12 protein-coding genes are annotated in these 13,234 nt (G+C 29.9%); 7 read left to right on the top strand and 5 right to left on the bottom strand.

Annotated elements, in window-relative coordinates:
* Positions 1-44 precede the first annotated feature (44 nt).
* Positions 45-1,805 (top strand): hypothetical protein, encoded by a 1,761-nt coding sequence (locus ACE193_RS12715; protein ID WP_375558611.1) that lies wholly within the window; start codon positions 45-47, stop codon positions 1,803-1,805.
* A gap of 80 nt (positions 1,806-1,885) precedes the next feature.
* Here ACE193_RS12715 and ACE193_RS12710 read toward each other — a convergent pair whose 3' ends face one another.
* Positions 1,886-2,359: a hypothetical protein gene (locus tag ACE193_RS12710; RefSeq protein WP_375558610.1), complete on the bottom strand. Its 474-nt coding sequence runs from the start codon at positions 2,357-2,359 to the stop codon at positions 1,886-1,888.
* A gap of 993 nt (positions 2,360-3,352) precedes the next feature.
* Entirely contained in the window at positions 3,353-4,789 is a 1,437-nt protein-coding gene (locus ACE193_RS12705; protein ID WP_375558609.1) for a Glu/Leu/Phe/Val dehydrogenase, read from the bottom strand.
* A 267-nt stretch (positions 4,790-5,056) separates the two neighbouring features.
* Between ACE193_RS12705 and ACE193_RS12700 the strand changes: the two genes are divergently transcribed.
* The gene (locus ACE193_RS12700; protein WP_375558608.1) at positions 5,057-5,479 is read left to right on the top strand and encodes a hypothetical protein; all 423 of its coding nucleotides are present in this window, start codon (positions 5,057-5,059) and stop codon (positions 5,477-5,479) included.
* Between the two features lie 151 nt (positions 5,480-5,630).
* On the opposite strand, the gene ACE193_RS12695 is transcribed toward ACE193_RS12700, so the two are convergent.
* Positions 5,631-5,981 carry a hypothetical protein gene (locus ACE193_RS12695; protein WP_375558607.1) on the bottom strand — a complete coding sequence of 117 codons (351 nt, stop codon included), beginning with the start codon at positions 5,979-5,981 and terminating at the stop codon, positions 5,631-5,633.
* A 235-nt stretch (positions 5,982-6,216) separates the two neighbouring features.
* Positions 6,217-7,404 (bottom strand): ISL3 family transposase, encoded by a 1,188-nt coding sequence (locus ACE193_RS12690; RefSeq protein ID WP_375558606.1) that lies wholly within the window; start codon positions 7,402-7,404, stop codon positions 6,217-6,219.
* Between the two features lie 420 nt (positions 7,405-7,824).
* On the opposite strand from ACE193_RS12690, the gene ACE193_RS12685 reads away from it, so the two are divergent.
* The 5 genes from ACE193_RS12685 to ACE193_RS12665 all read left to right on the top strand — a co-directional run bounded on the left by ACE193_RS12685 (position 7,825) and on the right by ACE193_RS12665 (position 12,127).
* Complete coding sequence (locus ACE193_RS12685; protein WP_375558605.1) at positions 7,825-8,199, top strand: TraR/DksA family transcriptional regulator; 375 nt, start codon at positions 7,825-7,827, stop codon at positions 8,197-8,199.
* 202 nt (positions 8,200-8,401) lie between these two features.
* Positions 8,402-9,313, top strand: a complete 912-nt coding sequence (gene prmA, locus ACE193_RS12680) for a 50S ribosomal protein L11 methyltransferase (protein WP_375558604.1) — start codon at positions 8,402-8,404, stop codon at positions 9,311-9,313.
* A gap of 160 nt (positions 9,314-9,473) precedes the next feature.
* On the top strand, positions 9,474-9,968 hold the full coding sequence (locus ACE193_RS12675) for a hypothetical protein (protein WP_375558603.1): 495 nt from the start codon (positions 9,474-9,476) through the stop codon (positions 9,966-9,968).
* Positions 9,969-10,118: 150 nt separating this feature from the next.
* Entirely contained in the window at positions 10,119-11,255 is a 1,137-nt protein-coding gene (locus tag ACE193_RS12670; RefSeq protein ID WP_375558602.1) for a PDZ domain-containing protein, read from the top strand.
* Between the two features lie 248 nt (positions 11,256-11,503).
* The gene (locus ACE193_RS12665; RefSeq protein WP_375558601.1) at positions 11,504-12,127 is read left to right on the top strand and encodes an LON peptidase substrate-binding domain-containing protein; all 624 of its coding nucleotides are present in this window, start codon (positions 11,504-11,506) and stop codon (positions 12,125-12,127) included.
* A 34-nt stretch (positions 12,128-12,161) separates the two neighbouring features.
* Here ACE193_RS12665 and ACE193_RS12660 read toward each other — a convergent pair whose 3' ends face one another.
* Complete coding sequence (locus tag ACE193_RS12660) at positions 12,162-12,773, bottom strand: hypothetical protein (RefSeq protein WP_375558600.1); 612 nt, start codon at positions 12,771-12,773, stop codon at positions 12,162-12,164.
* Between the last annotated feature and the right edge of the window lie 461 nt (positions 12,774-13,234).

The following is a 13,234-nucleotide window of genomic DNA, read 5'->3' as shown; positions in this document are numbered from 1 at the left end:
GAAATTATCGCTAAATTGTCGGAAGAACCAAAATAATTAATCTAATGAAGATTTACCTTCCCCTTTTTCTGATTGTACTATTGAGTTTTTTATTTATTACTCAAAACAGTTTTGCCCAAACCAATACTTCTAGTTTTGTTCCTTATCAAAGTGATTATTATCATATTTTGAAACGCTATGAAATAAAAAGAGGTAAATTTTTTAAGCCATTTCATAGCTCTACACTTCCACTTTCTCGTTACAATATTGCGCTTTTCGCAGATTCTTTGGCATTGGATAGTACAAAGAATTATTCTCAATCTGATAAATTCAACATCAATTATTTACTGACAGATAATTATGAATTTACCAAAAAAGACAGTGTAAAACAGAAAGGAATTTTGAAATATTTTTATAAAAGAAAACCTGACTTTCTTTCTTTTCTGAATGATAATTATGACATGAAATTGGAAAAAGGAGCATTAGATTTTGTCATTCGTGCAAACCCAATACTACATCTAGGAGTAGGACAAGATAATACTAGAGATGAACTACTAACTTTGAATACCAGAGGTGCAGAAATTCATGGGGTTGTTGCTCGTCGCATAGGTTTTTATGCTTCTGTAACCGAAACGCAGGCTGTTTTTCCTCGTTATGTTCAGAATGTAATTGATTCACTTAGCCCTAATCGTGCCTTAGAAAATTTTGTAGTACCGAATGAAGCCTTTGCAAAACCATTTAAAGAAAATGGTGTAGATTTTTTGAGAGCAACAGGATATATTACTTTTAATGTAGCAAAAGTAGTTGATGTACAATTTGGACAGGATAAAAATTTTATTGGAAATGGGTATCGTTCACTTGTTTTGTCAGATTTTGCAGCTCCTCATTTATTCTTGAAACTTCAAACCAAATTTTGGAAAATCAATTATACCAATCTTTATACACAAATGGTGGCTGATGTACAGCGTGCAAATACTTTATACCCAAAAAAATATGTTATCTATCATCATTTGAGTATTGATTTTTCTAAGAAATTTAATTTAGGTGTATTTGAGAGTGTTGCGTATGGACGTAAAGACCAAGGAAAAAATGATACTTTTGATTTGACGTATCTCAACCCTTTTATTTTTTATCGTGCTGTTGAGCAAGGAATTGGTAGTGTGGATAATGCACTTGTGGGAGCAGATTTTAAATGGCTTGTTTTGAAGGATTTTCAATTATATGGACAATTTGTTCTTGATGAATTGAAAATAGGCGAGCTGATAGATAATAATGGTTGGTGGGGAAATAAATATGGCATTCAGTTGGGTTTGAATTATATTGATTTTGCTAGTATTAAAAACTTAGATTTGCAATTAGAAACAAATATTGTTCGTCCTTATACTTATACACACTCTTCTGATGAGCAGCTTTCTAATTTTGTGCATTACAGACAGCCACTTGCTCATCCATTGGGAGCTAATTTTATGGAGTTTTTAGGCATTTTGCGTTATCAACCTATACCGAGGCTCAATATTACAGGAAAATTGATTTATGCACAAACAGGAGAAGATTCGAATGGTAGCAACTGGGGAAGTAATCTTCTTATCTCAAATGTAGATGTAGATGATACGAATGAATACGGAAATACAATCGGACAAGGCATAGAAACAAGTATTCTATTCGGTCGTTTTACAGCAACTTATCAACTTTATCACAATCTTTTTTTAGATGCTGATGTCATTCAGAGAAACAAAACTTCTGCGCTTGTAGCAAGGGATTTGAGTTCGACTGTTTTTTCAGTGGGTTTGCGTCTGAATATTGGACAGCGTTTGTATGAGTTTTGATTTTTGTAAACTCTAACTTTATAATTTTGAAAAAGCTAATCCATTTTTATATGGATTAGCTTTTTTTATTTCAAGTTTTATTAAAACTGAACTTCGTAAAAAGGTTGATTTTTTTCTTCTGGTTTCCTAGTAAAAATAATTGTAGGTTCTTCAGATTTCAAATCTATTATTTTATTGTAAGAGCAACAAGCAGTAAAATTTCTTTTAGCTTTTTTAGTTTTTAGCGAAAAACTCCCTAGAGAAACTCCTTTCAACCAAAGTTTATACGTATCATTTTCGTCATAGAGTATTGATACAACTAAATAAGGGGAAAGAGAATCATACCAAGCATTTTCATTGACTCTTGCACCTATTATTTGATTATCAAATTCGTCAGTTAAGTATGTATTTCCCTCAAGTGTATCATATTTATCTACTAGATTTTCTCCTGTTAATTTGTCTATTGGTCTTAGATAAAATGTTTCTACTGGTTCGTAGCATTGATCTTGACAAGCACAACAACTCGTACACAAAAACAAAATCAAAATATTAAGAAGCATTTTATAGGAAAGCATAGGAAAATAAATTTAAGGTTCGATAACATTTTAGTATTCTCTTCACGAAATTCGAATACAAGGTGCTGCAATCTGATCAAAATAAAAAATCAAATTCTTTCAAAATCCATTTCAAAATTTTTTTTTCTTTTCAAAATCAAAACTTATTCACACATTAAATAATAAGCAATTCTCTTTTTAAAAACCCCCTACTATTACTATTATAGTGTTGATAAGTGGATAAGTCTAGTTATCAACACGTTATCCACAGAAAAATAGAGTTTATCCACAGTTTTTGGAAAGTTATTAACTTATTAAACTATTGATTATCAATTAGTTACATTGCTTATCCACAGTATCAACATTTGATAGGCACTTTTTATTCACATTGTGGATAAGCTGTTGATAACCATAAACTTACTGTTGGTAACGTTATCAACACCTGTTAGTAAGTGATGTTACCAATGAGTTACACACAATCGATAGGCGAGTTATACACAGTTATTCACACAAATTGTGTATAAGTGTGGAAAAAGTGGATAACTAATAGAATTAGACAAAAAAGGAATTGAAATCTGTTGATAAAGAATAAGTTATCCACAATTAATTGTGGATATGTGGATAACTCTGCAAATAAGATTAGATTTCAAAAATTGCAAGTGAAAAAAACTAAAATTTTATATCATAATGTTAATAACTTTTGTTAAAATGTGGATAAGTCTAAAAAATATCGAATAACATTTGGATTTCTTGTGTGAATAACGTGTTAAGTCAAAATTTCTAAATCATGAAGCAGTAGAAAAATAGAAAATAAGGCTAACAATGTGGATAACTTTGCTCAAAATGTGGATAAGTCTGAAAAATGTGAATAAAATTTGGTTTTTGGAGGTAAAACCAAACAAAAAACCATTCCCTCCTAAGAAGAAATGGTTTTGTATAAATTCTGTAAAAAATAAGTCTGTACTTTGAATTGCAAAGTTTATTTTGTTTTCTACTTTTATTAGTTGAGTTAAATCAAGGAAAAATTCCAGATTCCATATAAGCGATTGCAATTTTGTCAATCGAAGTAATAAAGGCTGCATTACGCAAACTCTTTACATCTTTGTAGGTTTTAAAAGTTTCTCTCACTTGGTGGTACGAAGTAATCATTGTTTCCTCTAATGCAGAGTTTACCAAATCACGCTCATCAGCACCACGCATAATCATTTTACGAAGGTCGTCACCTACTCCTTTTCCTGTTGCAGCTTCAATGGCTTGAACGATACGAGTATTTTCCATTTGGTCATAACGCTTAGTTATTTTACCAAAAGAAACACGAGAAAGGTTTTTGAGCCATTCCAAATAAGAAACTGTAACACCACCAGCATTTAGATAAAAATCGGGTAAAATCATTTTACCTTTACCCAACAAAATAGCTTCTGCTTCTCTAGTAATAGGACCATTTGCACCTTCTCCAATTACCTTTGCTTTTATTCTTGGTGCATTTTCTTCTGTGATTTGGTTTTCTAATGCAGCAGGAATCAAAACATCACATTCAAACTCCATAAGTTGATTACTTGGCTTGACTTCTTGCGCCTTTGGATAACCCATAAGTGAACCTGTTTCTTTACGATGACGGAACAAATCTGCTACATCAAAACCATCTTTGTTATAAACTCCACCTTCGTATTCAGCAATTCCGACTACGATTGCACCTTCTTGTTGTGCATAAAGTGCAGCATGATAACCAACATTACCAAAACCTTGTACGATAACTGTTTTTCCTGCCAACCCTGGTTCTAAGCCTAAGTCTTTCATATCCTCAGCAATACTCATCGCTTCACGAATACCATAAATTACTCCTAGACCTGTTGCTTCAGTACGCCCACGGATTCCGTGCATAGAAAGAGGCTTACCAGTAACACAACCAAGAGCATTAATACCTGGGCGAAGAAGTGCATATGTATCTGCAATCCAAGCCATTTCTCTTGCGCCTGTTCCGTAATCTGGTGCAGGAACGTCAATAGAAGGTCCTATCATTTCTTTTTTTACAAGCTCTGTTGTATAACGACGTGTAATTGTTTCTAATTGACGAGCAGTATATTTTTTTGGATTAATTTTTACTCCTCCTTTAGCTCCACCAAAAGGAACATTTACGAGCGCACACTTAAAAGACATAAGTGTTGCTAGTGCTTTTACTTCGTCTGCATTTACAGCTTCGGCAAAACGAATTCCTCCTTTTACAGGAAGCTTGTGATGAGAATGCTGAACTCTCCACGCCTTTATTACTTGATAATCTCCATTATCTAAGTGAAGAGGAAAACTCATCTCATAAACACTATTTGGAACAATGATTTGTTCTAATAACCCTTTTGGGTGTTTTGTTAGTGCAGCAGCATTATTTAAAGAGCCAAGGACATCATTATAGAATTTTGCGCCTTGTTCTAAATGGTCTTTATCTTTATCTGTCATGTCGAACGTGTGGGTTAGGTGTGTTTAAATTTTAATTTATGTATTTTGGCTTAAAGTTACTTGATTTTTTTATTCCAAAAAATACAAATCTTATTCTTTAGAAACAATTTTTTTCGATTAAAAGCAAATTATTCTCTATTGAGCTTTTAGCCTTTGTTTCTTCTTTCTGTATAGAATAAGAAACTTTAAATTACGATATTTGACACCTAAATTATTTATCACAAATTTTTTAGGTTTAAAAAAAAATTCACAAAAATATTAGCAGAAATGCATATCACAAAATTACTTTTACTTTTTTCTACTTTATTTGTTTTTTTATTTTCGTGTCAGACCACTTCTGAAAATACGATTGAAATTTTTACTAAAAAATTTGAAGGAGATTGGAAATTAGCTCGTTTGACAGGCAAACGTGGTGTAGCTGATTCTATTGTAGCAAAATTTCCTGTTACTTTAAATGTGGAAGATACAACTTTTTTATTCCGACAAGCCACACAGTATGGAGGAACAACATACCGAAACTGGATTTTTGAAGATTCTATTTTGCTTTTGCCTTATCGTTCTCACTTAATGGGAGAAGATACTTTGAATTTTAAAGTTTTGAGTATAAATGAAAAAACACTTATTTTGCAGCGAAATGACAGTATTCGTATAGGTGCTGGATTTGATACACTTTATTTTGAGAGGTATTAGATTTATTTTGAATTTTGATTAGAAAAATAAAAACTTTTGATAATATTTTAAATAAAGTCTTAATTCAATATTACAACACATAAAAAAGCCTTACTCAAAACCGAAAAAAATCGGATTGAATAAGACTTTAATTATTTATAGAATTAAAAATTTAGATTGCAATAAATTCTGTAAAAAGAAAATACAAGGCAGCTATAAAAATAGCGATTAAAAGACCTGCAAAAATGTAGAAGCTAGTATAGTTGTATTTCTGTTTTGTTGGCTTTGGCTTGTTATGCTTACGGATTTCTTTTTCCAAAGCAAAAATTTTCTCTCTGTGATGGCTTTGATGATTTCTGATTTCCAAAATACGGAATTGTATCCCTTCTAATTCCTTTTCAAAGTCAAAGAAGTGTTTTTCATGCTTTGCTTTTTGTAAGTAAAGATTTTCAAGAACTTCTTTTGTGGTTTTGAATTTAGGTTGATGTTGGAGTTTTTGGTTTTTTGTAAATAAAGCAGTCATAATAATAGTAGTTAAGATTGATAGGATTAAATTAAAAAGTTAATCTATTCTGATATTAATTTTAAATAAATTAACTACCTCTTAACCCCACCACTTACTTATTAATTCCATAATTATCAATTATTTATATATTATCATCTTATTTGTATTAATTCTGAATACAAAAAAAACTTGATTGAAATGGAACTTTTTTTGTTGTCAGAAAAATATTTTGGCTCTTCCGACTTTTTAGCGATTATATGAATTTGACTATCATTCTCAATCTAAAATTTTGAAAGTTTCTAAACCCATACCCACTCCTTTTGAGGGTCTTAATTTTATTATTAATTCCCTCTACTATTCCGTTAGAATATCTATCTTTGAAGAAATTAATAATATCATTTTTCCAAGAATTAAACGTATTTATAAATCTATTTAGAGCCTTATGATTTATTTTTTGAGCTTCTTCTATCCATTGGTCTAGTAGTTTTTTAGCTTCTTGTTTACTCAAATCAGTATTAAATATATTTTGTAATTCCACTTTCATAAAATACACCTGTCTAAGCGTTGAGCTAAACCTAAACGCTTTAAGTAAAACTCGTCTTTCTTTATAAGTAAGGTCTTTCCATGCCTTGTATAAAAGCCATTTTATTTGCTTGAAATGAACGTTTTTATCATCTTTTCGTCGTAATTCTTTACGAATGCTATCTAGCACTTTATTACAATGCTGAAAAAAATGAAAGCGATCTATTACTACATCAGCGTTAGGAAATACTTCTTTTGCTGTATTTGAAAATCCCTCCCACATATCACAAGAAAATACTTCTATACTAGTACAAAAAACTTCGCCTTTGGATAAAAAATAGGCTTTTAAATACTCTTTATTACGGTATTCTAAAATATCCCAAACTTGACCTGTATCTAAATCTACTAAAACAACAGCATATTCCTTTTTTCCTTTTTTGTAAGCAAATTCATCAATACCTAAACGTCGAGGAAAATAATCTAGGTGTTTTTTTATCTCACGTTTACTATAGGTTTTAAAAATACCATCTAAAACATCCCAAAGTATGTTTTCTCGGATAGCTACTTCTTTGAAACTGCTATCTTTCAAACATAAATAAAGATATTTTTCCAAACGATGAGTTTGATTTTTTTGCTTAGAAACAAAACTAAAAACTTCTTGAAAGTAACGAGTACAATCTTGACAATGAAATTGACGAGAAGTTAAGTGTAAATAAACCTCTTTGTCTAAAATATTTCGGTCACGAACAATACGTTCTGAAGTAGAAGTCACTTTATTGCACTTTTTCAAGCAATTAGGACAAATAGAATCGGCTAAATTACTTTCTCCATAAATAGTTAAGCGAAGTGGAGAAGATTCTATTTTCGTTACTGAAAAATCTGAAAAACCTAATAAAATTGCTATTGTGTTAGTATCCATAGAAAGGCTAAATTAAGAAATTATCGCTAAATTGTCGGAAGAACCAATATTTTTATTTGGAATGAACTATAATATTTTCAAAACACAACTTTCTGTTAATTTTTTCGTAAAAAAAGTATGATTAGTTACACAATAACCAATAATTCAATAAGAAATAATTAACCCTGTTAAACACTTAATAAATTGATTATTAGACATTTGCATCAAAATTTGACTTTTGATTGTTTTTAAATGATTAGATTATTCATTATTCCATTATTTTAAAATAATAGTCTGTTAATTAGTATGATACCCAAATTTAATATGCTTTTTTAAATAAATAGCATCATTTTATTAGATTGATTGAAATAAATCTATTACCTTTGTGTCCGTAAAATATTACATGCAAAATCTATACACCACTAAAACACCTCACTTATTATGGAAAATAACCAAGCATTACGTTACTCTTCTGATGAACTCAAAGAATTTGAAGCTATTCTAAATTCTAAACTTGCTAAATCAAGAGAAGAACTAGATTATTTAAAAAAGTCTATTATGAGAGAAGATGCAGCCGAAAACAGAACGAGCGCAGGAAATTTAGAAGATGGGGCAAGCTCAATGGAAAAAGAACAACTCAATCAATTAGCTGCAAGAGCGCAAAAATTCATAGCTGACCTAGAGCGTGCACTTTTCAGAATCAAAAATGGAACGTATGGAGTTTGTAAAGATACAGGCAAACTTATTTCAAAAGAACGTTTGCGTGCTGTTCCTCATACTCAGCAATCTATGGAAGCAAAAATGAATAGAGTTTAGTAGCAATTACAGATTTTAGATTAAAAATTACGAACTGAAAACCAATTTAATCAAAAAATAATCCGTTCTTTGTACTATAAAATATACTCAAATACCGTTATGGATAACTTATTTTATCGATAACGGTATTTGTTTTTTGTAATAATTTTCCACGCCTTTGTTGGTGTTTTAGCGTAGCGACACCAACACAAAAAATAAAACTATGTTTGTTGTTGTTCGTATAAAAACGCTAGAAAATCTAGCCGAAATTGTTTATTATGAGCTTGCTCCTCTAGGTTTTGATGCTATTATGGAAGAAGAAAGTGTTTATGTAGAAAATGCTACCTCTGACTCTACTCCTAATCATTCTAAGGAAACCATTTGGATTACTTCAGTTGAAGAAGAAAGTTATGATGAAAAGGCTGTCAAAGAAATTCTAGATAATTATCAATCTCAAAACTTGCTTACTTATTCTATTGAGAAAGAAGAAAAACAAAATTGGAACAAGAAGTGGGAAGAAAATTTTCAGCCAATTCGATTAGAATATAATGACGGAAATAAAATAGAAAAAAAGTGTGTTATTAGAGCTGATTTTCATGCAGCCGAACCTGATTATGAACATGAAATTATTGTTACACCAAAAATGTCTTTTGGAACAGGACATCACCAAACAACACGTTTGATGTTGGGGCATCAATTTGAAATGAACCATAAAGATAAAACTGTTTTAGATGCAGGCTCTGGAACAGGTATTTTGGCAATTATGGCAGCAAAGTTAGGTGCAAAAGAAGTTTTTGCCTGTGATGTAGAAGATTGGTCAGTAGAAAACTCATTAGAAAACGCAGAAAGAAATAATTTAAAAATTGATTCCAAACACGGAACAGCAAACGTATTTAAAGGAACAAAATTTGATATTTTACTTGCTAATATTAATAAAAATGTGCTTTTGGAAGAAATGCCTTTGTATGATGAATTATTAAAAGAAACAGGTACATTAGTTTTGAGTGGTTTTCATCATATAGATATTAAAGACATTCAAAAACGAGCAGTAGAGTTTGGTTGGCTTATCGAAAAACAAACTGAAGAAACGCCTTGGTGTAGTCTAAAATTGTTTAAGAACTTTTCTAAACTTTAGAAAATAGATGACTAAAAATCAAAAAAAATGTTTTTAATTTATGAAATTATTTTACTTTTTTTTATGATTATATAAATGACTTTATTTTTTTCTTGAAAATGGCTTAAAGTATGTAAGTATTTTTATTCAATTATTTATGTACTTATCAAAAACTATTATTATGCAAAAATTCATTTCAACATCAATTATTGGTTCTTTCTTACTTCTATTGTTTTTTAGTTTCTCTACTAACACAGCCACAGCACAAACTACACTCTACAACTGGGATAGTTATGGTGTTCAGTTTTCTATTCCTAACACACATGAAATTAAACAAAGTAGTGGTACTGCTTTTGAATCAGGTGATAATCTTACGTGGTTAGAAATGTATCCTTTCAAGGATTATTCTGCAACATCTAAAGGTATGGTTCAAGAGATTATGAATCAAAAAGGGTATCGTGCCATATCAGAGGGTACATATGAAAGTGGTGGATATGATGGTTATTGGGTTCGTTGTTCGACGGCAAAACATCCTACTTGGCTTTTTTGGGTGATTGGTTTTATAGATCCTGAAAGTGATACAAATTTTTATGCTATTATTTGGTGGAAAAAAGATAATCAAAGAGCCTATGACTTAGCTTATAATATGTCTTATAGCTTCAAGAGAATGAAATAAATTTTAGGTTGTTTCAAAAAAGTCCTTTTATTCTATATAGAGTAAAAGGACTTTTTTTGTTTTTTGTGATTAGAATACAAATTAGAAGTAGTATTTTTGCTTGATAAATTCATTGTGCTTTTGTATTTTTTGATAGATATAATTTTTAATATGCGTTTTACAATTTGCTTTTTCTGTTTTTTAGTGATTCATTCTTTTTCTTGTTTTGCTCAATCTGATTCTAAAACTTTAAATAGAAGTGCTTTTGTGGGGGCAGAATTAGGTACGCTTACAAATCCTATTCGTGTAGCTTACAAAATGAAAGTTGAAAAAGGAATTATTATCTATAAAATTTTTCCTAATTCAGCAGCCGATAAAGCAAATTTAGAAGAAAAAGATGTCATTATTGCTGTTGATTCTACTCATTTGGATAACCTAAAAGAATTTCAAGATTTTATCAAAACTAAAAAAGGAAATGATACCCTAAATTTATTTTTTGTAAGAAATGACACAGTCAGAAATACGTCTTTGATTTTGGATTTTTTACCACGAGAGAATAATTTTTATTTCGAAACAATGTATGACCAAATAGAGATTAATGATTCAACACGCCTTCGAACTATCTTTACTTTTCCTAGAAATAGCATACAAGAAAATTCAGAAAGTAATGAAATAACTCAATTTCCATTAGTGATTATACTAAATTCAGCTTCAAATGAATCGATTGAGCGAGAATTATATACCAAAACAAAAAAAGCAAAAAGTGAATATCAATTTTATGATTGGGTAGAACATCTTACTAAAAATGGGTTTGCTACTTTACGAATAGAAAAAAAAGGAGTAGGAGATAGTAATGGAAATCTAAATGAATGGACTTATGAAAACGAACAAAAAAGTATTTATTCAGCGTTAGAAAAAATCAAAAAACAGGGTTCTATCAATCAGCAAAAAGTTTTTTTAGTCGCTTTGGGTTCTTCTTCTTTCGTGGCTTTAGAGAATTTTATTCAAAAAAATAAATCAGATTCTCTTATTGATGTAAATAATTTAAAAGAAAGTGTAGAAATTGATTTTGAAAGAGTTTTTATAGAAAAATTGCCTGCTGACTTACAAAAAACCAAAAATCAGAATACAGATAGTTTACTTTTATTTTTTCCACAACTTACTTTTTTTGATAAAAAATACCCTCAAAATGCTATCTTGAATTTGAAAGAATATAATCAGATAATGGATGATAAAAAAATATTTTGGATAGAATCTAAAGATGATATTTTGAGAGTAATTGCAAGACTAAAAAAACAAATAGAATAAGCTAAAAAGTACAAAAAGTCTATTGATTGAGAATTTATACTTTTTTTCAAAACAATAAACCATAAAAAGCACTTAGATAGTAACAATTATTTTTTTGAATTACTGCCTATACTCTGGTTAGAGTAACTACTGAATTTATTATTGATTGAATGAATAAAAATGATTGAATAAAAAATTGCTTAAACACCCCTAAAATAGCTATAAAATAATACAGATAAAAGTTTTATATTCACTAGATAGAAAAAATAATGCTACCTCTATTTCCTCTTAATTTAATTGTTTTTCCAAACGAACCTCTCAATTTACACGTTTTCGAACCTCGTTATAGACAGCTCATTTTGGATTGCCTAGAAAACAAACAAACCTTTGGAATTCCTCCTTTCTTGAATGAAAAATTGCAAGATTATGGAGCTGAGGTAGAATTGATAGAAATTGCACGCCGACATCCAGATGGAAGAATGGACATCAAAACTAAGTGCGTAGGTGCTTTTAAAGTTGTTTCTTATTCTAATCCTGCACCAAATAAACTTTATGCAGCAGGAGAAATCGAACGAATTATACATACTGATAATTCTACTTTTTTGGATAAAGAAAAGGTAATTACTCAAGTTACCGAGCTTTGGCAACTCGTAAGAGCAAAAACAGATTTGCCTACTGAAACAGAATTTTTATCTTTCAAAATTGCTCACAAAATTGGACTTTCATTAGAGCAAGAGTATGAGTTACTTGGAATGACAGATGAAACTGAGCGTTTGATGCTCATAACGACACACTTAGACCATATCATTCCAATTATCAGAGAAGTAGAACGGACAAAAGATAGAATAAAAATGAACGGACATTTTAAGAACTTTGATGAACTGAATTTTTAATTTTTTCAAATACTAAATTGCACTTTCTTGTAGTTTAGGATTTTTTAGCTTCATATTCTGTTATCTTTTTTATTAGTCGTTGTTCGTTTTTTCTATTTCCACTTAGAGAAAAAATAGAACCCTTTTCATAGTACTCAAAAACACTATTTACTAAAACTTGATTGTTTTCTCTATCCAATAAAATTATTATATTTTCACCAAAACTTGCTTTCCAAAATGAAGCATCAGTAACTCCTCCTCCTCCAAAATTATCAAGACTTACTCTCCAGTCTAGCTCTCTTCCTGTTTCTTTAATAATTCTGTGTAGAGTTTCAATAGACATGTCTGTTTGTACAGTTTTGAATTGCAACATATTATACTTTTTATAAACAGCAAATAAAAACAGACCAGTAAAAAATAGAGAAAAATAATCAAGGAAGATAAAGTTCAAATTAAATTCCTTTAAAACAATCATTTTTTTTACTCCATGATATAAATTCATAATAGGAAATAACAAAGGAAGGGCATAATGATTAAAACAATCAAACCAGTCTAATCTTATTCTTTTAGTCTTTATCATTTTGAATAGTTCTTTTTCATGAATATTCAAATTTTGCTTTTTATTTATCCTTTTTTTCTCTAATTTTTTTCGTTGTCTTTTGTCCATAATTCTAAAAATTTTAACCTGACCCATTTAAACACACTCTAATAGAAAATATGTAATTACAATAGGTTGCTGTGATGGAGGATTTGATATTTATTATAAGGAAATATTCAAAGAATATCAAGCTGTTTTGGATACTTCTGAAATAGGGTTTAAATGGATAGAAGTTGGAGAGGTAAAAGTAAAAATTAAGAATAATGCAAAAAATGACACGCTATTATTTTTTATGGTAATCACTCTGAAATGATTCTAACTGGACAAGCTCTTATTGGTAATGAAAAGTCAGAGTGGAGAACCATTCAGAGGATATTATACAACAACTAATTTTAGTTATAGCAAGATATAATCCTTATTTAGCATATAAGAATGACATAGGGATAGTTGATGTATGCTTATTCACAGAAGATTATATATTATTTTTCGGCAAAATATAAGGGTATTTGATAAGGAAAAAATCATCATTC

The sequence above is a fragment of the Bernardetia aquimarina genome (assembly GCF_042180575.1).
Lineage (GTDB): Bacteria > Bacteroidota > Bacteroidia > Cytophagales > Bernardetiaceae > Bernardetia.
The sequence above is the reverse complement of the archived record's forward strand: the minus strand, read 5'-3'. Positions and strand labels throughout refer to the sequence as shown.

What these genes read in the sequence shown, in the direction of transcription:
- ACE193_RS12715 (WP_375558611.1), top strand. Translation starts at nt 45, where the DNA reads ATGAAGATTTACCTTCCCCTTTTTCTGATTGTACTATTGAGTTTTTTA.
- ACE193_RS12710 (WP_375558610.1), bottom strand. Translation starts at nt 2,359, where the DNA reads ATGCTTTCCTATAAAATGCTTCTTAATATTTTGATTTTGTTTTTGTGT.
- ACE193_RS12705 (WP_375558609.1), bottom strand. Translation starts at nt 4,789, where the DNA reads ATGACAGATAAAGATAAAGACCATTTAGAACAAGGCGCAAAATTCTAT.
- ACE193_RS12700 (WP_375558608.1), top strand. Translation starts at nt 5,057, where the DNA reads ATGCATATCACAAAATTACTTTTACTTTTTTCTACTTTATTTGTTTTT.
- ACE193_RS12695 (WP_375558607.1), bottom strand. Translation starts at nt 5,981, where the DNA reads ATGACTGCTTTATTTACAAAAAACCAAAAACTCCAACATCAACCTAAA.
- ACE193_RS12690 (WP_375558606.1), bottom strand. Translation starts at nt 7,404, where the DNA reads ATGGATACTAACACAATAGCAATTTTATTAGGTTTTTCAGATTTTTCA.
- ACE193_RS12685 (WP_375558605.1), top strand. Translation starts at nt 7,825, where the DNA reads ATGGAAAATAACCAAGCATTACGTTACTCTTCTGATGAACTCAAAGAA.
- prmA (WP_375558604.1), top strand. Translation starts at nt 8,402, where the DNA reads ATGTTTGTTGTTGTTCGTATAAAAACGCTAGAAAATCTAGCCGAAATT.
- ACE193_RS12675 (WP_375558603.1), top strand. Translation starts at nt 9,474, where the DNA reads ATGCAAAAATTCATTTCAACATCAATTATTGGTTCTTTCTTACTTCTA.
- ACE193_RS12670 (WP_375558602.1), top strand. Translation starts at nt 10,119, where the DNA reads ATGCGTTTTACAATTTGCTTTTTCTGTTTTTTAGTGATTCATTCTTTT.
- ACE193_RS12665 (WP_375558601.1), top strand. Translation starts at nt 11,504, where the DNA reads ATGCTACCTCTATTTCCTCTTAATTTAATTGTTTTTCCAAACGAACCT.
- ACE193_RS12660 (WP_375558600.1), bottom strand. Translation starts at nt 12,773, where the DNA reads ATGGACAAAAGACAACGAAAAAAATTAGAGAAAAAAAGGATAAATAAA.